Annotated in this window: 19 protein-coding genes and 1 pseudogene; 10 read left to right on the top strand and 10 right to left on the bottom strand. The window is 31.9% G+C overall.

Features of this window, described 5'->3' with window-relative positions:
• The first annotated feature begins 57 nt into the window (after positions 1-57).
• The 3 genes from BGS40_RS04275 to BGS40_RS04265 are packed head-to-tail and all read left to right on the top strand — an operon-like array spanning position 58 to position 2,953.
• Positions 58-1,179, top strand: coding sequence for a hypothetical protein (locus BGS40_RS04275; protein WP_002890766.1), 1,122 nt, complete (start codon positions 58-60; stop codon positions 1,177-1,179).
• Positions 1,176-2,537 carry a cytochrome P450 gene (locus tag BGS40_RS04270; protein ID WP_096738423.1) on the top strand — a complete coding sequence of 454 codons (1,362 nt, stop codon included), beginning with the start codon at positions 1,176-1,178 and terminating at the stop codon, positions 2,535-2,537. The genes BGS40_RS04275 and BGS40_RS04270 overlap by 4 nt, the downstream gene beginning before the upstream one ends.
• On the top strand, positions 2,534-2,953 hold the full coding sequence (locus tag BGS40_RS04265) for a hypothetical protein (RefSeq protein WP_002780440.1): 420 nt from the start codon (positions 2,534-2,536) through the stop codon (positions 2,951-2,953). Before BGS40_RS04270 ends, BGS40_RS04265 begins: the two co-directional genes overlap by 4 nt.
• Here BGS40_RS04265 and acpS read toward each other — a convergent pair whose 3' ends face one another.
• Complete coding sequence (gene acpS, locus BGS40_RS04260; RefSeq protein WP_002825806.1) at positions 2,954-3,301, bottom strand: holo-ACP synthase; 348 nt, start codon at positions 3,299-3,301, stop codon at positions 2,954-2,956.
• A complete protein-coding gene (gene fliL / locus BGS40_RS04255) occupies positions 3,301-3,837 on the bottom strand; it encodes a flagellar basal body-associated protein FliL (protein WP_002855429.1) in 537 nt (178 codons plus the stop codon). Before fliL ends, acpS begins: the two co-directional genes overlap by 1 nt.
• A gap of 102 nt (positions 3,838-3,939) precedes the next feature.
• Between fliL and pgmL the strand changes: the two are divergent.
• Together pgmL and BGS40_RS04245 are read left to right on the top strand one after the other, a co-directional pair.
• Positions 3,940-5,329, top strand: a pseudogene (gene pgmL, locus BGS40_RS04250) (phosphoglucosamine mutase PgmL).
• 46 nt (positions 5,330-5,375) lie between these two features.
• The gene (locus BGS40_RS04245) at positions 5,376-5,753 is read left to right on the top strand and encodes a DUF1090 domain-containing protein (protein WP_096738421.1); all 378 of its coding nucleotides are present in this window, start codon (positions 5,376-5,378) and stop codon (positions 5,751-5,753) included.
• A 33-nt stretch (positions 5,754-5,786) separates the two neighbouring features.
• Here BGS40_RS04245 and rsfS read toward each other — a convergent pair whose 3' ends face one another.
• A complete protein-coding gene (gene rsfS, locus BGS40_RS04240; protein ID WP_002875242.1) occupies positions 5,787-6,113 on the bottom strand; it encodes a ribosome silencing factor in 327 nt (108 codons plus the stop codon).
• Between the two features lie 27 nt (positions 6,114-6,140).
• The gene (gene nadD / locus BGS40_RS04235) at positions 6,141-6,686 is read right to left on the bottom strand and encodes a nicotinate (nicotinamide) nucleotide adenylyltransferase (protein ID WP_002780449.1); all 546 of its coding nucleotides are present in this window, start codon (positions 6,684-6,686) and stop codon (positions 6,141-6,143) included.
• A gap of 59 nt (positions 6,687-6,745) precedes the next feature.
• Here nadD and gap point away from each other — a divergent pair, with 59 nt between their 5' ends.
• From gap to BGS40_RS04210, 5 genes are read left to right on the top strand one after another with little or no spacing between them, the layout of a single operon-like run.
• Positions 6,746-7,744 (top strand): type I glyceraldehyde-3-phosphate dehydrogenase, encoded by a 999-nt coding sequence (gap, locus tag BGS40_RS04230; RefSeq protein ID WP_002780453.1) that lies wholly within the window; start codon positions 6,746-6,748, stop codon positions 7,742-7,744.
• Positions 7,745-7,746: 2 nt separating this feature from the next.
• Entirely contained in the window at positions 7,747-8,949 is a 1,203-nt protein-coding gene (locus BGS40_RS04225; RefSeq protein ID WP_002859679.1) for a phosphoglycerate kinase, read from the top strand.
• Positions 8,946-9,617: a triose-phosphate isomerase gene (locus tag BGS40_RS04220; protein WP_002825795.1), complete on the top strand. Its 672-nt coding sequence runs from the start codon at positions 8,946-8,948 to the stop codon at positions 9,615-9,617. Before BGS40_RS04225 ends, BGS40_RS04220 begins: the two co-directional genes overlap by 4 nt.
• A gap of 3 nt (positions 9,618-9,620) precedes the next feature.
• Positions 9,621-10,445 (top strand): enoyl-ACP reductase FabI, encoded by an 825-nt coding sequence (fabI, locus tag BGS40_RS04215; RefSeq protein ID WP_002780456.1) that lies wholly within the window; start codon positions 9,621-9,623, stop codon positions 10,443-10,445.
• Positions 10,446-10,448: 3 nt separating this feature from the next.
• Entirely contained in the window at positions 10,449-11,942 is a 1,494-nt protein-coding gene (locus tag BGS40_RS04210) for a hydrogenase small subunit (protein WP_096738420.1), read from the top strand.
• Here the strand turns inward: BGS40_RS04210 and feoB are convergent.
• From feoB to dcuC, 6 genes are all read right to left on the bottom strand, one after another.
• The gene (feoB, locus tag BGS40_RS04205; RefSeq protein ID WP_096738419.1) at positions 11,939-13,780 is read right to left on the bottom strand and encodes a ferrous iron transport protein B; all 1,842 of its coding nucleotides are present in this window, start codon (positions 13,778-13,780) and stop codon (positions 11,939-11,941) included. The genes BGS40_RS04210 and feoB overlap by 4 nt on opposite strands.
• Complete coding sequence (locus BGS40_RS04200; protein ID WP_002859677.1) at positions 13,777-14,001, bottom strand: FeoA family protein; 225 nt, start codon at positions 13,999-14,001, stop codon at positions 13,777-13,779. The genes feoB and BGS40_RS04200 overlap by 4 nt, the downstream gene beginning before the upstream one ends.
• A gap of 81 nt (positions 14,002-14,082) precedes the next feature.
• The gene (locus tag BGS40_RS04195; RefSeq protein ID WP_096738418.1) at positions 14,083-15,423 is read right to left on the bottom strand and encodes an MmgE/PrpD family protein; all 1,341 of its coding nucleotides are present in this window, start codon (positions 15,421-15,423) and stop codon (positions 14,083-14,085) included.
• 8 nt (positions 15,424-15,431) lie between these two features.
• A complete protein-coding gene (purB, locus tag BGS40_RS04190) occupies positions 15,432-16,799 on the bottom strand; it encodes an adenylosuccinate lyase (RefSeq protein WP_096738417.1) in 1,368 nt (455 codons plus the stop codon).
• 9 nt (positions 16,800-16,808) lie between these two features.
• Positions 16,809-17,972 (bottom strand): trans-sulfuration enzyme family protein, encoded by a 1,164-nt coding sequence (locus BGS40_RS04185; protein WP_052798033.1) that lies wholly within the window; start codon positions 17,970-17,972, stop codon positions 16,809-16,811.
• 12 nt (positions 17,973-17,984) lie between these two features.
• Entirely contained in the window at positions 17,985-19,424 is a 1,440-nt protein-coding gene (dcuC, locus tag BGS40_RS04180) for a C4-dicarboxylate transporter DcuC (protein ID WP_087704282.1), read from the bottom strand.
• Between the last annotated feature and the right edge of the window lie 2 nt (positions 19,425-19,426).

Raw genomic sequence — 19,426 nt, 5'->3', positions numbered from 1 at the left:
ATTAAGAGAGCTTTTAAAGCAAAGTTGTTATAATTAAAAGCAAAAAGAAATTATTGTATGGATAGGGAAGTATTTTATATAGCAGGATATGATCCTAAAAGTTATAGATTTTATTATGATTTATTTAAAAAAAATCTAAAAGATTATTCTCATGCTTTTAACATTAAAGTTGATTTAAGTAAAATTGAAAAAAATGAGCAATTTCCTTTTTTTCAAATTTCTTGCGAAGGAGTGCAAACTACATATCATTTTTTAACATGGAATGATATTGTTAAGAAAAATTGGTCAGAAAATTATAAAGATGCTTTGGCAGATTGTTATAGTTTTTTTAGAATTTATACTATCACAGGGCTTTTTATCAAATTTGGCAAAGAGTCGATTTATCAACTTATCACAGGTTATTATCCTTTTTTTTATGTGTTATTTTCTTTACTATTTTCTTTGGTTGTGGCTTTTGGAAGTTTTGCTTTTTTGCAAAATTATATGCATTTTTCTTTAGCTATCATCATAGGATGTTTTTTAGGATTTTTACTAAATCATTTTTTATTTAAATTAGGTAAGAAATTAGCTGTATTTTGGATAGCAAGAATTTGTGCTTTTTGTGCTACTTGGCAAGATAAAAAAACAGGCACTATGCAAGAAAGAATCAAGCTTTTTGCAAATACCATAGTAGATAAGCTAAAACAAAATGAAAATAAACAAGATTATGAACTTGTTTTAGTAGCACATAGTGTTGGAACTATAGTTTGTATAGAAGTTTTGGAGTGTATTTTAAGACAAAATTTAGATTTATCTTTACTTCATAAGTTAAAAATTCTTACTCTAGGAGAATGCATTCCTTTAGTGAGTTATCAAAAAAAAGCGGATGAATTTAGAAAGAAGCTTGAATTTGTTTCAAGGTTTGATTTAAAATGGTATGATTACACATCGATTATTGATGGAGCATGTTTTCCTCAAGTGGATTTTTTCCGCACGAGTGGCGTAAATGCTAAATTTACACCCCCATTTTTAAGTGCTAAATTTCACACTTTATATGAAAAACATGAGTATAAAAAAATAAAAAGAGATAAAAACAAAGCGCACTTTTTATATCTTTATAGTATTAGTGTTAAAGGTGATTATGATTTTTTTTCTTTCATCATAATGCCTAAATTTTTAGAAGAAAAGGTAAAAATATGAGTGAATGCCCCTTTTTTCCAAAACCTTATAAAAATAAAGCTTCTACGCTTTTAACTTTTTTGTTAAAGCGTAGATCTTGGCTTGACGGGCTTTATGAGCGTAGTTATAAAATGCAAACAGGCTATGTGAAGATGCCAAATTTTGATCTTTATGTCATAAATGACACTAAAGAAGTTAAAAGAATGATGGTTGATGAGGTTAGAGAATTTCCTAAAAATGCATTTTTACATGAGCTTTTAAGTCCGCTTTTAGGGGAGAGTATTTTTACTACAAATGGTGAAGTTTGGAAAAAACAAAGAGAGCTTTTGCGTCCAAGTTTTGAAATGACTCGTATCAATAAAGTGTTTAATCTTATGAGTGAAGCTGTGGCAGATATGATGGATCGTTTTAGCAAGTATCCAAATCATGCTGTTATCGAAGTAGATGAAGCTATGACTTTTATTACCGCTGATGTAATTTTTCGCACCATTATGTCTTCAAAACTCGATGAGGAAAAAGGTAAAAAAATCTTAAACGCATTTGTGACTTTTCAAGAGCAAAGCGTGCATACAGCCATGCGTCGTATGTTTCGTTTTCCAAAATGGCTTTCTTATGTGTTAGGAGATTGTAAGCGTGCTAAGGCCGGAGATGTGATCAGACAGGTTTTAAGTGATATCATAAAACCAAGATATGATATGGCAGATAATGCAGAATTTGAAGATATTTTAGGATCTTTGCTTTTAGTAGTGGATGCTGATACAAATAAGCGTTTTTCTTTTGAGGAAATTTTAGATCAAGTGGCTATGCTTTTTTTAGCAGGACATGAAACCACAGCAAGTTCTTTGACATGGACGCTTTATTTGCTTAGTCTTTATCCTAAGGAGCAAGAAAAAGCGTACGAGGAGATTACTCAGGTTTTGCAGGGTGGAGTCATTGAAATTTCGCATTTAAGACAGTTTAAATACTTAACAAATATTTTTAAAGAATCTTTAAGACTTTATCCTCCTGTTGGGTTTTTTGCAAGAGAGGCAAAAAAAGATACTCAAGTTAGAGATAAGCTTATTAAAAAAGGTTCTGGGGTGGTGATTGCTCCTTGGCTGATACACAGACATGAAGAATTTTGGATAAATCCGCATGGATTTAATCCTTCTCGTTTTGAAGGAGAGTACAAAAAAGATGCTTATTTGCCTTTTGGGGTAGGGGAAAGAATTTGTATAGGACAAGGTTTTGCTATGCAAGAAGCGATTTTGATTTTGGCTAATATTTTAAAAACTTACAAACTAGAACTTGAAGAAGGTTTTGTACCTGATGTAGTAGGGCGTTTAACAGTGCGTTCGGCTAATGGTATGAGGATAAAATTTAGCAAAAGAAAGCTATGAAAAGAGTTAGAACTAAAATTCGCGCCAATTTTCGTCGTCGTGTAAAACGCACTTTAAAAGGAAGCTTAAAAGAAAAATTAGCAGGGACTATTCTGCTTTGTGCAATAGTACCTTTAGCAGTTTTAGGATATCTTTTTATCGTGATTATAGGAATTTTTTTTAATACTGCACGAGCAAGACAGGGTGTTAGAGCCTTAGATCATTTTGTAAATGCAAGCTTGTTTAATGGCTATGCTTGGGAGAGCGTTTCTTCTCATGCGTGGCGTGAAAGAAATCGCAAAAAATGGGCAAGGATTGTTATAAAAATCACAGATTTTTTTCAAAAAGATCATTGTAAAAGAGCAAACAAAAGAGAACAACCTGTGGTGGATTTTATACTTTCAAGAAATTTAGACAAGCAAACTATAGGAAAATAATCAAACTATAGCCACTATGGCTATAGCAAAACCATTATCATGAGAAATACTTAGGGAAGTTTGAGTGATATTAAAATCTTTTGTAATTTTTTGAGAATATTTTAATTTAGGCGCGTTTTTTTCATCTTTTGATATTTCAATATCAAAAAAACTGCATAATTCACAAATTCCAACACCCAAAGCCTTGCTAGCGGCTTCTTTAGCAGCCCAAAGACCTGCTAGAGTTGCTGGATTTTTAATGAGTATTTGTTCTTTTGGGCTTAGAAATTTATCCAAAAAATTTTTGCCATGTCTAGAATGAATTTTTTCTATTCTAGAAATGGCAATGATATCACAGCCTACACGCATTAAGAAACTACAAAATCCGTAAAATAAACATTTTTAATAAAGCCATCGGTTAAAATTTCATTGATTTTTCCAACTAGCTCATCTTTTAAACGTTCTTTGCCTTTTTGAGTACTTACTTCTTCAAAAGTTTTAGCTGTTAATGTACGAATAATAATATCACGAATCACTGGGACTTTTTTATCAAGTTCAGGTTTTAAAAGTTCGCTATTTTGTTCTAGTTCTATAGTGCATTTTACATATCTTGAGCCGCTATCGCTAAGTAAATTTAGGGTAAAAGGATCAAGTGGATACATAGGACCTATATTAGCAAAATCACTACCTCGCTGAGTAGGAGCTGAAACTTTAGGTTTATCAGCTTTTGCTTCTTCTTTTGGAGCTTCTTTGACTTCACTTTCATCACTTGAACTGCTTGAAATAAGCCAAGCAATCACTCCCATAATACTAAGAAGTAAAACAAAAAGTAAAATAACAATAATAATTACAAGTGAACCACCTTTTTTCTTTTTTGTTTCTTCGTTTTCTAATTCTTCATCCATAAATTTTCCTTCATTTAGTGAAATTAATGTAAAATTGTAGCAAAAATTTCTTTTCTATCCAAATTTGCTTTAGAAAAACGATAAATTTAGGTCAAAGAAGAGATGAATTTGAAGGAAAAAAATGTTAGATGTGATTTTTAGAGAATATGATATAAGAGGACTTTACAACAAAGAATTGAATGAAAAAAGCGTTAAAGCTATAGGTTTTTGTTTAGGACAAACTATGTTAAATAGGGGTTGTAAAAATGTAAGCGTGGGCTATGATGCAAGATATAGTGCAAATGAACTTTTTAATTATCTAGTGAGTGGATTTAACAAAGCGGGAATAAAAATCTATGATATAGGGCTTGCGCCAACTCCATTGGGATATTTTAGTCTTTATGAGGGCTTGAAATTTGATGCAAATGTTATGATAACAGGCTCTCATAACCCAAAAGATTATAATGGTTTTAAAATTACTATTAATAAAGAAAGTTTTTTTGGTGTAGAATTAAAAGAGTTTTCAAAAGAAGTTTATAAGCATTTAGATGATGATATTGAAGAAAATTTAGAAGTAGAAAAATACGATATTTTAAGCCTTTATGTGAAATTTATGTGCGAGCAATTTAGCTTTTTAAAGGATTTTAATTATAAATTTGGTGTTGATTGCACAAATGGTGCGGCTGGAGTGGTGATAGAGCCTTTAATCAAGGCTTTAAATTTAAAAGCTCATGTAATGTTTGCAGAGCCCGATGGACAGTTTCCAAACCATGCTCCAGATCCTACAGAAGAAGAAAACTTAAGTGCGATTAGAGAATTTTTAAATCAAAATCAAGATTATTCTTTAGCTTTTGCTTTTGATGGGGATGCTGATAGAATGGTTGCTTTGAGTAAAACTCATGTATTTTGTGGGGATGAGCTTTGTTATTTGTTTGCTAAAAATATCCCTAATCCACGCATTTTAGGTGAGGTAAAATGTTCTAAAAATCTTTTTGATGAAGTGGCTAAATTTGGAACTATTTTTATGGGAAAAACAGGACATTCTAATATCAAAAAAATGATGAAAGAAAAAGATATTGATTTAGCTGCTGAAGTGAGTGGGCATATTTTCTTTAAACATAGATATTTTGGTTATGATGATGGAATTTATGCATTTTTAAGAGCCTTGGAACTTGTTTATAAAGGTTTTGATCTAGAAAGTATGATCAAAGCTTTACCAAAGCTTTATACTACACCTGAAATTAAAATTCCTGTAAACGAAGAAGAAAAATTCAAACTTGTGGAAGAATTTCAAAAAGAGATTGAAAAAGGAGCTTTAAAAGGTGTTAAAAGTCTTTGTGAAATTGATGGAGCTAGGATAGATTTTGGCGATGGATGGGCTTTGCTTCGTGCATCTAACACCAGCCCTTATCTTATTACACGCTTTGAGGCAACGTCTTTAGAAAGAGCAAAAGAGCTTGAAAGTATGGTATTTACTTTGTTTAATGATGTAAAAGCTAGATTTAAGAATTGATGAGATAATATTTCGCGATTTAATTTATTTTAAAAAGGAATTAAAAATGAAAAAAATACTTATTCTACTTACACTATGTGCTTTTGCTTTTGGTACAAGTGAATGCGATAAAAAAATTGATCGTATTAATAAAGAAATCAGTTTTTCTAAAGCACATAATGACACAGCTAGAACTTTAAGTTTAGAACTTGCTTTAAAACAAGTACAAAATGATTGTACTAAAGATCCTATGTTTTATGATAAAAAACTAGAAGCTAAAAAACTTAAAGAACAAGAAGTGGAAAAAATCGAAAAAGAACTCGATGCTTTACATGATCAAAAAGACTATATGAGCAAGGTTGAGTATAAGGCTAAGAAAAAAGCTTTAAAAGAGCAAAAAGAGAAAATTAAAAAAGAGATTGAAGAATATATCGATAATCTCTAAAAATTAAAAAGGCTAATTAAATTTTTAGCCTTTTTAAATCCTGCCTTTTTTAAGGTTTTCTAGTAATTCTTCTATATTATAAATTCCTCTGTGTTCTGGTGTTAAAAGATGGATTAAAATATCGCCAAGATCAATCACGCTCCATTCTTCACTACTATCTATGTTTAAAAATTCCTCACCTTTGGCTTTAAGTTGTGTTTTAAGCTCATCGATCAAGGAGAGAGCGTGTCTTTCTCCTAAAGTAGCTGCAATAATGACATATTTTACAAAGTATTCTTGCTCGCTCATGTCAATGGTTTTGATATTTTCAGCTTTTTTTTCATCTAAAATTTTAACGATTAAATCTATTCTTTCTTGCATTATTGTCCTTTAATTTTTGAAATTGTATCAATTTTTTTGTAATTTTTCATAATATTTTTTTACTTCATCTTTAATTTCTTCACAAACCTCATTTGTATTTAAAGTGTCGCGTATGAAAGAAGAAGCGATTTTTTTATTGGTTTTTAAATCTTTGAAATTCTTAGGAATTCCTATATCATTGCGATTGGCAATAACAAATTCTACTAAAGAATTGAGTTTTTCAAAATCATGCCAAAGATGAAGTTTTTCTAAATGATCTGCGCCAATTAAAAGATAAAATTTACTAGGATTATAAAGCTTATAAAGATACTTAACACTTTCTATGCTAGGAACAGGGCGTTTTTGCCTGATTTCAAAATCGCAAATTTCAACTTTTGGCAAATGTCCCCAAAGTTTTTTAACCCATAAGAATCTTTGCTTTTCATCAGCACTAAAACTTTGTTTAAAAGGATTGATATAAGTAGGCATAATAATAAGTTTATCAATATCTAATTTTTCCAAAGCCTCTAAAACAACGCTATTGTGTCCATTATGTGGTGGATCAAAACTGCCACCAAAAAGTGCTATCTTCATTAAAATTTTAACCTTTTTTTTGTAGAATATTAACATTATATTTTGCAAAAGGAAATTAAATGGCTGTAAAAGTTGCTATAAATGGTTTTGGACGCATAGGCAGATGTGTTGCAAGAATCATCTTAGAAAGAAATGATATTGAGCTTGTGGCGATAAATGATACTACGGATATTGAACTTACAAAATACCTTTTTAAATACGATACAGTACATGGTGAATTTAAAGGCAGTGTTGATAGTGAAGGCGATGATTTAGTGGTAAATGGTAAAAAAATCAAAGTATTTAAAAGTCGCAATGTAAAAGATCTTGACTTTGCAAAACACGGCGCACAAATTGTTTTAGAGTGTACAGGAGCGCATTTAACTATGGCAAAATGTCAAGAATTTATAGATATGGGAGTGCAAAAAGTGATCATGAGTGCTCCTGCAAAAGATGATACACCTACTTATGTTTTAGGAGTAAATTCAGAACTTTACAAGGGTGAAAGCATTATTTCTAATGCAAGTTGTACAACAAATTGTTTAGGTCCTGTTTGTCGTGTTTTACAAGATAATTTTGGTATAGAAAAAGGACTTATGACAACAATACATGCTTATACAAATGGACAAAGTATTATTGATGCTAAGGCCAAAGATAAACGCCGTTCTCGTGCCGCAGCGCAAAATATCATTCCAACTTCTACAGGCGCAGCAAAAGCTATGAAACTTGTTATGCCTGAACTTAATGGCAAGCTTCACGGACAAAGTATGCGTGTGCCAGTGATTGATGTATCAAGCGTGGATTTAACTGCGCAGCTAAGCCGCAAAGTCAGCAAAGATGAAATCAATGAAGCTTTTAGAAAAGCTGCAGCTACAAATTTAAAAGGCATTTTAATGGTGGATGATGATGAAAGAGTTTCAAGCGATTTTATCACTTGTTCTTATGGAGCTATTGTAGCAAGTGATTTAACTCAAGTGATTGCGGATGATTTTATCAAGGTGATTGCTTGGTATGATAATGAATGGGGTTATTCAAGTCGTCTAGTAGATATGGCAGTATATATTGCAAATAAGGCTTAATCATGAGTGATATTATTTCTATAAAAGACATTGATTTAGCTAAGAAAAAAGTTTTTATAAGATGTGATTTTAATGTTCCTCAAGATGATTTTTTAAATATCACTGATGATAGACGCATAAGATCAGCTATTCCTACGATAAGATATTGTTTGGATAATGGATGTAGTGTGATTTTAGCCTCTCATTTAGGGCGTCCAAAAGAAATTAGCTCCAAGTATTCTTTAGAACCTGTTGCTAAGCGTCTTGCTAGACTTTTAGATAAAGAAATTGTTATGGCAAAAGATGTTATCGGCGAAGATGCAAAAACCAAAGCTATGAATTTAAAAGTGGGTGAAATTTTACTTCTTGAAAATTTGCGTTTTGAAAAAGGCGAAACTAAAAATGATGAAAATTTAGCCAAAGAACTTGCTTCTATGGTTCAAGTTTATATCAATGATGCTTTTGGAGTATGCCATAGAGCACATTCTAGCGTGGAGGCTATTACTAAATTTTTTGATGAAAAACACAAAGGTGCAGGATTTTTACTCCAAAAAGAAATTGATTTTGCAAGCAATCTTATCAAACATCCAGCACGTCCTTTTGTCGCTGTTGTTGGAGGTTCAAAGGTAAGTGGAAAACTTCAAGCATTGACAAATTTATTACCAAAGGTAGATAAATTAATCATAGGCGGAGGTATGGCATTTACTTTTTTAAAAGCTTTAGGTTATGATATAGGAAATTCACTTTTAGAAGAAGAACTTTTAGAAGAAGCTAATAAAATTCTTACTAAAGGTAAAAATTTAGGAGTGAAAATTTATCTTCCAGTAGACGTTGTAGCCGCTCCTGCGTGCTCACAAGATGCGCCGATGAAATTTGTTCCAGCGCAAGAAATTCCAAATGGTTGGATGGGTTTAGATATAGGACCTGCAAGTGTGAGACTTTTTAAAGAGGTGATTTCTGATGCGCAAACGATTTGGTGGAATGGACCTATGGGGGTTTTTGAAATTGATAAATTTTCAAAAGGTAGCATTAAAATGAGTCATTATATTAGTGAAGGGCATGCAACTTCTGTTGTTGGAGGCGGTGATACAGCTGATGTGGTTGCGCGCGCAGGTGATGCAGATGAGATGACTTTTATTTCTACTGGAGGTGGCGCTTCTCTTGAACTTATAGAGGGTAAAGAACTTCCAGGTGTAAAAGCTTTAAGATCTAAGGAAAATGAATGATCTTTGCTGCAAATTTAAAATGCAATCACACAAGAGCAAGTTTTAAAATTTATGCTGAAATTTTAAATAAAACTATAGGGGTAAAATGCGATGATATTATCGTTTTCCCACCTAGTGTAGCATTTTTAGAAAAAGAAAATAACTTCATACAAGGAGCCCAAAATTTTTATCCTTGTGTTAATGGTGCTTTTACAGGCGAGCTTGGAAAAGAACATTTGGACGAATTTGGGATCAAATGCGTTTTAATCGGGCATTCTGAAAGAAGAGCTTTAGGAGATGAAGAATTTATTAAGGCTAAATTTGATTTTGCTAAAGAGCATGGTTATAAAATTGTTTTTTGTATAGGTGAAAATTTAGATACAAAAAATTCAGGCAAGACTTTAGAGTTTTTAAAAAAACAACTTGAAATTATCGATTTAAATTATGAAAGACTCATTATCGCTTATGAGCCTATTTATTCTATAGGAACGGGAGTGAGTGCACAAAATACAGATATCGCTAAAGTGCTTGAATTTTTAGCGAGTTTAACCAAGGCACCTTTGCTTTATGGTGGAAGTGTGAATGAAAATAATATCAAAGAAATTTTAAGTGTAAATCATTGTGGTGGAGTTTTGATAGGCTCTGCAGCTTTAAAAGTAGAAAATTTTATAAAATTAATCAAAGGATAAAAGATGATTATGAAGGGTAAAAAAGGCCTTATTGTAGGGGTTGCAAATAATAAATCTATCGCTTATGGCATAGCAAAAGCATGTTTTGATCAAGGAGCCGAGCTTGCTTTTACTTTTTTAAATGATGCTTTAAAAAAACGTGTAGAACCTATAGCACAAGAGTTTAATTCTAATTTTGTTTATGAGCTTGATGTAAATAATAACGAGCATTTAGATTCTATCGCTGAAAAAATCAAAAAAGATTTAGGTGAGATTGATTTTGTAGTACATGCGGTTGCTTTTGCTCCAAAAGAAGCTTTAGAAAATTCTTTTTTAGAAACTTCAAAAGAAGCTTTTGATATAGCTATGCAAACTTCTGTGTATTCTTTACTTTCTTTAACACGTGCGGTTTTACCTATTTTAAAAGATAAGGGTTCGATTTTGACTTTAAGTTATCTTGGTGGGGTTAAATATGTACCTCATTATAATGTTATGGGTGTAGCAAAAGCCGCACTTGAAAGTTCTGTGCGTTATTTAGCAAGAGATCTAGGAGTAAAAGGAATTCGTGTTAATGCTATTTCAGCAGGTCCTATTAAAACTTTGGCAGCAAGTGGAATAGGGGATTTTAGAATGATTTTAAAATACAATGAAATCAATTCTCCTTTAAAACGCAATGTTAGTATAGAAGATGTAGGCAATTCGGCTATGTATTTACTTAGCGATTTAGCAAATGGTGTTACAGGTGAAATACATTATGTTGATGCAGGATATAACATCATGGGTATGGGCGATGTTGAAAAAAATGAAGAAGGGCAAACTGTTCTTTGTTGGGATAATCAAAAAGGATAAAAAATGGCAAAGCTTAGCAATGAAGAATTAAAAAATATACTTGAAGATCGCATTAAAAAACTTGAGAATTCTACTTTAAAAGAGGATAAGGTTATCAATGAAGAAAGTGTAAAAATTCTTGCTAGGCATTTATCTTTAGGCAATGAAATTCCAGCTCTTGCTCAAAGATTTTTTCAAATCGCACCTAAAACAAAGTTAGTATGGCTTCATCTTTGTGAATGTACAGGGTGTAGCGAGAGTTTGTTGCGTTCTGAGTTGCCAAGTTTTGATGAGCTTATTTTTGATTTTTTTTCTTTAGAATATCATGAAACTTTAATGGCGGCAAATGGCACTAAGGCTGAAGAGCTTTTAGAGTATGTTTTAGAAGAAGATTTTATTTTAGCGGTTGAAGGTGGTGTTGCAGCCATTGATACCTTTTTTCTTACTATAGGAGCGCAAGGAGAGAGTGGCTATGAAATTTTAGAAAAACTAGCCGCTAAAGCCAAGGCTATCTTTGCAGTGGGTACTTGTTCAAGTTATGGTGGTATTCAGGCTGCTTATCCAAATCCTAGTAAAACTTGTGGTATTAGCGAAGTTTTAAGTCAGAAAGTAGTAAATATTCCAGGTTGTCCTCCAAGTGATATAAATATCATTGCGACTTTAAGTTTTTTTGCTTTATTTGGAGTTTTGCCTGAACTTGATGAGCAAAATCGTCCTATGTGGGCTTATGGTAAATGTTTGCATGATATGTGTGAAAGAAAGGCGAAATTTGAAAGTGGGATTTTTGCTGAACATTTTGACGATGAAGCTGCAAAGAATGGAGCTTGTTTATTTAAGATAGGTTGTAAAGGACCTTATACTTACAACAACTGTCCTAAAGTGAAATTTAATGCTAAAACTTCTTGGCCAGTGGCTGCAGGACATGGTTGTATAGCCTGTAGTGAGAAAAATTTTTGGGATGAGTTTGGGAATTATGAAAAACCTATGGCAAATATTTTTTCTTACGCTAAACTTTGCAATGAAGAGTTAAAACAAGAATTTTTTTTAGAAGAGCAAATTAAAATTTTAGAACAAATAGATTTTGAATTTGAAAGCAATATAAAACTTATTTTACAAAATATAGCTAAAAATAAATTAGGCGCTTCGCTTATAGAAAATTATAAAAAATCCTTTGAGAAAAACTATGCTTTTATAGAACAAAATTTTGATGAAAATCCTATGCCTTCAAAAGATTTTTGGAAATATCTTGAGATGAGTTTTATTTTGGTTAAAGGCGCATTTTTAAAAGATAAGAATGATTTTTTAATTGCGGCAAAAAATTATGCTTTTAAACATGCAAGTCCTTATGATTTTAAGTTAAATATGAATGCTGAAAAACCAAAGCTTGATGTGAGTAAATCTTTTCGTATGACTTTAATCTATCTTTGCGGTGGGCTTGATTTTGAAGGTATTGCTTATAGTATTTTAAAAGCTTTTGAAGATAATATTACTAAAATTTCATCATTAAAAGCAAGTTAATTTAATAAAATTTTAGCAATATGAAGCCCTATAAAAGCTACTATATAAGCACTTGTGCAGGTAAAAAGAAAGAGAAAAAGAGTGTATTTTAGCTTTCCACTTTCTTTTGAAAAAACTATAGTTGCTGCAAAGCAGGGATTATAAATCATTACAAATAAAATAAAAGCCACTGCACTTGGTATAGGTATATTTTTGGCAATAATTCCTTTTAAATCATTATTTGTTTCATCTACATCTTTTCCTAGTGAATAAAGTACTCCCATAGTTGAAATCATCACTTCTTTAGCGGCCAAACCACTGATTAAAGATATGCTTAATTTCCAATCTAACTCAAGGGGTTTAAAAATAGGTTCTATGCCTTTGCCAAATTGTCCTAAATAACTTTGTTCTATAGCTTTTTCTTGAGCGTTAAAATCATTTAAATTTTCTTCATTTTTTGGAAAATTGCTAGCAAACCATATGAGCAAAGAGGCTAAAAGTATGAAAGTTCCTGCTTTTTTAAGATACATTTTGGCTTTATTATAAACCATAAACCAAACTAAATGCCAATTTGGCATACGATATTTTGGCATTTCCATAACAAAAGGTTCATCAAGTCCACGAAATGCTGTCATTCTTAAAAATTTTGCAGCACAAAGTCCCAAAATCGCACCTAAAATATAAATTCCAAAAAGATAATTTCCTGCTTTTTCACTTGGAAAAAAAGCACCGATAAAAAGCACATATACAGGAAGTCTTGCCCCGCAACTCATAAAATTGATCACAAAAAGAGTTAAAAGTCTATCTCTTTTGTTCTTAAGAGTGCGTGTAGCCATAAAAGCAGGTACCGAACAACCAAAACCAGTGATTAGCGGAATAAAACTTTTACCATGCAAACCAAATTTATGTAAAATCCCATCAAGTAAAAAAGCTATTCTTGACATATAGCCTGTGGTTTCTAAAAGAGCTATGCCTAAAAATAAGATTATTATATTAGGTAAAAAAAGTATCACAGCACCAACACCTGCGATAATCCCATCAGCTAAAGCTGAAGCGATGAAGGTATTAGAAATATTGTTTTTAACAAGTTCACCTAAGGCATTAAAGCCTGATTCTATATAATCCATAGGAATTTGCCCTAAGCTAAAGGTGAGTTGAAATAAAAGCCACATTAAAAATAAAAATATAGGTAAGCCAAAGAATTTATGGATAAGTAAGGCATCGATTTTTTTGGTTAAATTTCTTTCTTCTTTTTTGCGTGTGATAATTTTTTTTGAAAGTTCATTAATAAAATATAATAAATATTCTTTCTCTGGGCTTTTTTCACAAAGTGGAGTATAAAATTGAGATCTTGAAATAAATTTACTTTCAAATAAAATAATAATTTTTTGCAGCAAAAGTTCTAAATTTTCTTTTGTTTTTGCTGAAATTTCAACAACTTGACTTTGAAATTCTTGGCTTAAAACAGAAGTGTCAAGCTCTATACCTTCTTTTTTGGCTTCATCGCACATATTTAAAGCTAAAAGCATTTTTTTATTAAGGCTTAAAAGTTCTGCGCTAAGGATAAGATTGCGTTCTAAATTGGTAGCATCTAAAACATTAACAATAACATCATAGTCGTTTTGATTTAAAAAATGACGTGTGATTTTTTCTTCTTCGCTATATCCATCTAAAGAATAAGTTCCTGGCAAATCAATGACTTCAAATTCATAGTTTTTATAAAAAGTTTTTGCGCTTGCTTTTTCTATAGTAACTCCGCTAAAATTTCCTACTTTCATATTAGCTTTGCAAAGCACATTAATAAGAAGACTTTTGCCTACATTAGGCTGACCTACAAGGGCTATTTTGATTTTTTTCATATAAGATTCACTTCTATGGTTTTAGCTTCATCAGATCTTAGGATAACACAACTTGCATCAAGCTCTACCATTATGGTGGCATTTTTTAAAGAGGAGTGAATTTTTTTCAAGTTTTTATTTTTGATAAATCCAAAGCTTAAAAGTCTATTTTTGAGTTCTTTTTGAGCGCTTAAATTGACAATAATAGCCTTTTGTCCATCTTTTAAATTATCTAAAGTCATTGTAATTCCTAAATTAATAATAAATATTATAATAAAAAAGTGTAATGAAATTATCCTTCTTATAAAAAGAAGGATTAATATTTAAAAAGAAAAGTGGTTTAAATTTTCTAGATTGATGATTTGATCTAGAATTTTGTTAGCTTTAGCATTATCAAGGTAAATTTGTGCATTGGCTAAAAATTTAGCTTTTAATTCTTCAAAACTTAATGGATTATCAAAATTACCTTTATTTATAAAAACATCTTTTTGGATTGTGCGTCCATCTTGCAAACTGGCTTCTAAATGCCCTGGAAAATATTTTGGAAAGCCTTGAGATTTTCTTTTTTCGTAACTGATTTTTTTAGCAAATTCTAGTACTTCTTCACGCTTTAAATTTTCATAAGATTCAAGAGTGATTTTACCATCAAAGAATCCTAGAGCCATTAAAAAAGGCATGGAAAATTTAGCTTCGTAAGCACTATTTGGAGTGTATTTTGCTTCCAAAGGATCGCAGATAAAAGAAATAGGAACTTCATCTACAAAACAATGAATACTTTTAATTTCATCAGCTTTTAAACCATCATTTTTTAAAGCAATAGCACAATCAATAAGCCCATGAGCAAAATGACAACTTGGATAAGGCTTGATTGAAACTTGCATAGTTTGCCAAATTTCTCCTAAGGCTTTGTTAAGTTCTGTTTTATCGCATTCTTCTTCTATGCCAAAACATTTAAAGATATTATCCCTACCTTCAAAAATACTCAAAGGTCCACTCATATGGTTTTTAGCAAAATGAGCTACTATAATACCGTTTTTAATAGCATTGGCAATATGCAAAACTTTTGAATTAGATCCATTGGATAAAAACTCATTAATCCCACTTGCAAAACTTCCTGCAAGTCCTAAAGCATTGATGATTTGTTCTTTGTTAAGATCTAGCAAGATTGCACTTGCACTTACGCTTCCAAAAATTCCTGCAATAGCAGTGGTATGAAAACCACGCTTATGAAAAGTACCTTTGCTTGCAATGCCTACTCTAGCTGCAATTTCCCAGCCTACTATAAAAGCTTTGATGATTTTTTTTGCATCTTTGTTAACATGAAAACCATAACTTAAACAAAGTGGAGTTAAAATTGCACTTGCATGCAAAATCGCTTCTGTATGTGTATCGTCAAAATCTAACGCATGAGAAGCAATGCCATCTAGCATGGCTGCGTATATAGGATCTAATTTTTGATCATTTACCCAAATAAGGGTATTTTTTTCTGTGCTTAAATTTTCAAAAGCTTTAAAAGCATTTAAAACACATTCTTCTTTGCTTGCTGCTATAGCTGTTCCAAGGCTATCAAGCATAAGTTCTTTAGCTCTTTGAACAACTGTATTAGGGATATTTTCATATTTAAGATTGAAAATAAAATCCGCTAAAATTTCACTATAGAACATGATTTTTCCTATTTTAAAATAGCACTATTTTTGATTTTTTCCAAAAATTCATCTACAAGTTTTGGTGCATATCCTACATAGGTTGTTGCATCAAGTAAAGCATCAATTTCTTTTTCTTTCAATACCTTAGATACTCTTTTATCTGCAAGTAAAACTTCTTTAAAGGTTTTTTGTTTTTCGATACCTAGCATAGCATTTTCATAAACAATCTCATGGGCGTGTTGTTTTCCATAATGATCGCTTAATGCAAACATAACACGCTCTGCTAAAACAAAACCATTAAGAGTATTTAAATTTTTAAGCATTTTGTCTTTTTTTACTTCTAAATCACTAAGAGCGAATTTCATATTTGCTAAAACCACAGAAAGCATTAAAAACATTTCAGGTAAAAGCTTCCATTCCATTTTCCAAACTTGACCATCTCTTTCATGTTCATGTCTTTCAATATCACTTAAAATGGCTAAATTTGCTTTAAAGGCATTGCTTATTGTAACCGCATTTTCGCTTACTGCAGGATTTCTTTTGTGTGGCATAGTGCTTGATCCTACTTGTCCTTTGCCAAAAGGTTCAGCAACTTCATCAATTTCATTATGCGAAAGGATTAAAATTTCATGAGCAATTTTGTTAAAGGTTGCGTTGATATTGCCTAGTACAAAACCAAGTTCTATAAAGCGATCACGTGCAGGTTGCCAAGAAATATTAGGCACATCAAGTCCTAAATTTTCTAAAGTGAGTTTTTCTACTTCATTGCACTCATCACTTAAACTTGCTTTAGTTCCTACAGCACCTACTATACTGCCTACATAAAGTCTTTTTTCAAGTTCAAGTATTCTTTCAAAATGACGCTCAAGTTCGCTTAACCAAATAGCCACTTTATGTCCAAAAGTAATAGGCAAAGCCTGAAGTGCTAAAGTTCTTCCCATCATAGCAGTGTTTTTATGGGTTTTAGCTAGTTTCGCTAAGGCTTTTGCGATAGCTTTTAATTCGCTTTTTACAAGAGTCATTGCTTCTTTAAATTGTAAAACCAGTCCTGTATCGATGATATCTTGAGTGGTTACTCCAAAATGTACATATTCGCCTAAATTATTATCGCAAGCTTTTTCTAATCCTCTTACAGTAGGAACTAAAGGGTGTTTGGTTTTTTTAAATTCAGCAAAGATAAAGTCCATATCCATAAATTTATAATGAGCTTTTTTTGCGATCTCATCAGCTGCTTTTTTAGGGATAATTTTAAGTTTTGCTTGTGCTTTTGCTAAAGCTGCTTCAACATCGAGCCATTTTTGTATGCGGTTTTGTTCGCAAAAAATAGCACGCATTTCCTGCGTGCTCCATGAGTCTGCTAGTAATCTATGATCAAATACACTAATTCCTGTCATCTTATCTCCTTATTTTTTAATACTATCAAAAGCTTGTGTTAAATCAGCAATTAAATCTTTAGTATCTTCAAGACCTATATGAAATCTTACAAATGGTCCTCTTGCACTTAGGTCTGTTGCAGTTCTAGGCGGAGTAGTTACGGTGGCTAAGCTTTCATATCCACCCCAGCTAGCACCAATTGAAAAGTATTCTAGTTTATCTACAAATTTAATAGCATCCTCTTTGTTATAACCTTCTGCAAATTCTATGGTAATCATACCATTTGCACCTTTATGATCACGCATGAAAATTTCATGATTTGAGTGGGATTTGAGTTTTGGATAGAAAATTGTTTTAACTTCTTTTCTGCTTTGTAAAAACTCTACAATTTCATCAGCACTTTTTTCATGAGCTTTCATTCTTACATCTAGTGTTCTCATACCACGAAGTACTAAGTAAGCATCATCAGGGCTTGTTGTAAAGCCTAAAGCTTCTGGAAGTTTGTCAAAATTTTTCCATTCTTTTTCGTTGATTACTACTATACCCATGGTTACATCAGAGTGTCCACTAAGATATTTTGTAGCGGCGATAACTGAAATATCCACTCCAAGTTCTAAAGGATTTAGAAAATATCCACTAGAATAAGTATTGTCAATAGCTACAGGGATATTATGCGCATGGGCAATTTTGCAAAGTTTTGGTAAATCTATGATTTCATAAAGTATAGAACCTGGACTTTCACATAAGATAAGCTTGGTATTAGGTTTGATTTTTTCTTCTACATCACTTGCATCAGCTTTTAAAAAATCAATTTCAACTCCCATTTTTTCTAAAAATAATTCGCAAATTGTTCTTACAGGCCCATAAATTGCATCGGTAATTAAAAAATGCGCATCTTTGCTTGCATAGTTTAAAAGTACCATAGCTAATGCTGCAAGTCCCGTTGGGAAAAGTTGTGCTCTATAGCCACCCTCTAGAGTGCAAATAAGTTTTTCAAGTTCAAAATTGGTTGTTGTTCCTCTAGCTCCATAACTTAAAACACGATCTGTTTTTCTTAATTCTCTGTATTTTTGCCAAGTTGCGTGATCTTTAAAAAGTATAGTTGATGCACGCATAAGTGTAGGATTGACTGATCTTACTTCAGCGCCTTGATCGCCTCTGCCACAATGAATAAGTTTAGTTTTTGAGTTCATTTTTTCTCCTTTTTAAAGATAGATATAAGTCATAATAACATTTACAATAGCCGCTACAAGCATAGGAATAGCTGTTCTTTTAACCACGGCAAAAGGACTTACTTTTGCAATAGCTGAAATAGCTAAGATTGCTGGTGCAATAGGACTAACACATCTTCCAAAGCCCGTCATGATTTGAATTGGTGCTATCATGGTGATAGTTTCAACTCCAAAGTGTTTTGCTATATTTGGGATAAGTGGAGCAAAGCTAAAAAATGCTGCATTTCCTGAACCCATTAAGAAAGCACAAACCGCAAGTAAGATTGAAACAGCGATAATAATAGCCAAAACTCCAAATCCTGCATTTTTGCAAAATTCTATTAAAGTATCTACAAAACCTACAGATAAAAGACCACTTGCAAATACTTGACCACAAACGATGAGTGAAACTGTGATAACAAATAAATGTCCCATTCCTTTAAAGAAAATCATCATAGAATTAAGAGTTTCTCTTATACTTTTATAGCGTATCATTTCAAAAATAATAGCCACAAAAGTTGAAATCACCATTGCTACTGGAACATTCATTTTAATTGCAGTGCTAGCAGCTGCTTTAACTTCTTCAGCGCTACTTATTCCCATTAAAACCAAGATGCTATCAAGCACGGAACTAAATCCTAGGATTAAAACCAAAGGAATTATAGGTAAAATCGCATAAATTCTAGGAGGCTTTTTAAGTTCTTTTTCTTTACCTTCATTTTCATTTAGTTCTTTTTCAATTTCTTGCGCATTGAAGACAAAATTATCTTTTTTGTCAAAAAATTTATTGCAAAGATATATTGCAATACTTACAGCTATAATGATAGGCAAGGTTGTAGGGAGTTGATAATGAACAAAATAAATTGCAGGATCAACTTCAGCTTTTTCTGAGGCCATGATCACATTTCCACTTCCAGGTCCATGATCGATATATTGACAAATAGCAATCACACTTAAGGCAGAAAGTTTTGAAACACCAGAGCGTACAAGTATAGGATACATAGTAACCATAAGTAAAAGTGCCAAGCCTGCGTGAGAAGGGATGAAAAGAACTAAAAATTGTACGATAAAATAAGCAACTATGAGTAAAACATAAGGAGATTTTACGGCTTTTAAAGGTTTTTCAAAAACTTTAAAAAGTGCATAAGAAGCCCCTACATGATCCATATAAGCAGAAAAACCTGCTATAGTCATAAGTGTAAGTCCAAGCCCTGCTAATGTACTTGACATGGTTTGATTAAAAACTTGAAAAATATCAAAAAAACCTAGATTTAAAGAATCTTTAGTAACAATGTGTGGAGAAAGTCCAAAAATAGTAGCTAAGGAAAGTAAAAGCAAGCCACTTAAAAGCAATGCCATGTGAGCATTGATTTTTTTATAAAGCATAAAAACAAGTAAAAAAATACTAAATAAAGAAAAAACAATACCTAGCATAT

Source organism: Campylobacter sp. 107, from assembly GCF_002383835.1.
Taxonomy (GTDB): Bacteria; Campylobacterota; Campylobacteria; order Campylobacterales; family Campylobacteraceae; genus Campylobacter_D; species Campylobacter_D jejuni.
This window is presented reverse-complemented; position numbering and strand designations above follow the sequence as displayed.

Excerpts from the sequence above, each read along its gene's own strand:
- dcuC (WP_087704282.1), bottom strand. The coding sequence starts at position 19,424 with ATGCTAGGTATTGTTTTTTCTTTATTTAGTATTTTTTTACTTGTTTTT.
- BGS40_RS04265 (WP_002780440.1), top strand. The coding sequence starts at position 2,534 with ATGAAAAGAGTTAGAACTAAAATTCGCGCCAATTTTCGTCGTCGTGTA.
- nadD (WP_002780449.1), bottom strand. The coding sequence starts at position 6,686 with ATGAAGATAGCACTTTTTGGTGGCAGTTTTGATCCACCACATAATGGA.
- BGS40_RS04185 (WP_052798033.1), bottom strand. The coding sequence starts at position 17,972 with ATGAACTCAAAAACTAAACTTATTCATTGTGGCAGAGGCGATCAAGGC.
- purB (WP_096738417.1), bottom strand. The coding sequence starts at position 16,799 with ATGACAGGAATTAGTGTATTTGATCATAGATTACTAGCAGACTCATGG.
- BGS40_RS04195 (WP_096738418.1), bottom strand. The coding sequence starts at position 15,423 with ATGTTCTATAGTGAAATTTTAGCGGATTTTATTTTCAATCTTAAATAT.
- BGS40_RS04270 (WP_096738423.1), top strand. The coding sequence starts at position 1,176 with ATGAGTGAATGCCCCTTTTTTCCAAAACCTTATAAAAATAAAGCTTCT.
- BGS40_RS04220 (WP_002825795.1), top strand. The coding sequence starts at position 8,946 with ATGATCTTTGCTGCAAATTTAAAATGCAATCACACAAGAGCAAGTTTT.
- feoB (WP_096738419.1), bottom strand. The coding sequence starts at position 13,780 with ATGAAAAAAATCAAAATAGCCCTTGTAGGTCAGCCTAATGTAGGCAAA.
- rsfS (WP_002875242.1), bottom strand. The coding sequence starts at position 6,113 with ATGCAAGAAAGAATAGATTTAATCGTTAAAATTTTAGATGAAAAAAAA.
- fabI (WP_002780456.1), top strand. The coding sequence starts at position 9,621 with ATGATTATGAAGGGTAAAAAAGGCCTTATTGTAGGGGTTGCAAATAAT.
- BGS40_RS04200 (WP_002859677.1), bottom strand. The coding sequence starts at position 14,001 with ATGACTTTAGATAATTTAAAAGATGGACAAAAGGCTATTATTGTCAAT.
- BGS40_RS04210 (WP_096738420.1), top strand. The coding sequence starts at position 10,449 with ATGGCAAAGCTTAGCAATGAAGAATTAAAAAATATACTTGAAGATCGC.
- BGS40_RS04225 (WP_002859679.1), top strand. The coding sequence starts at position 7,747 with ATGAGTGATATTATTTCTATAAAAGACATTGATTTAGCTAAGAAAAAA.
- fliL (WP_002855429.1), bottom strand. The coding sequence starts at position 3,837 with ATGGATGAAGAATTAGAAAACGAAGAAACAAAAAAGAAAAAAGGTGGT.
- BGS40_RS04275 (WP_002890766.1), top strand. The coding sequence starts at position 58 with ATGGATAGGGAAGTATTTTATATAGCAGGATATGATCCTAAAAGTTAT.
- acpS (WP_002825806.1), bottom strand. The coding sequence starts at position 3,301 with ATGCGTGTAGGCTGTGATATCATTGCCATTTCTAGAATAGAAAAAATT.
- gap (WP_002780453.1), top strand. The coding sequence starts at position 6,746 with ATGGCTGTAAAAGTTGCTATAAATGGTTTTGGACGCATAGGCAGATGT.
- BGS40_RS04245 (WP_096738421.1), top strand. The coding sequence starts at position 5,376 with ATGAAAAAAATACTTATTCTACTTACACTATGTGCTTTTGCTTTTGGT.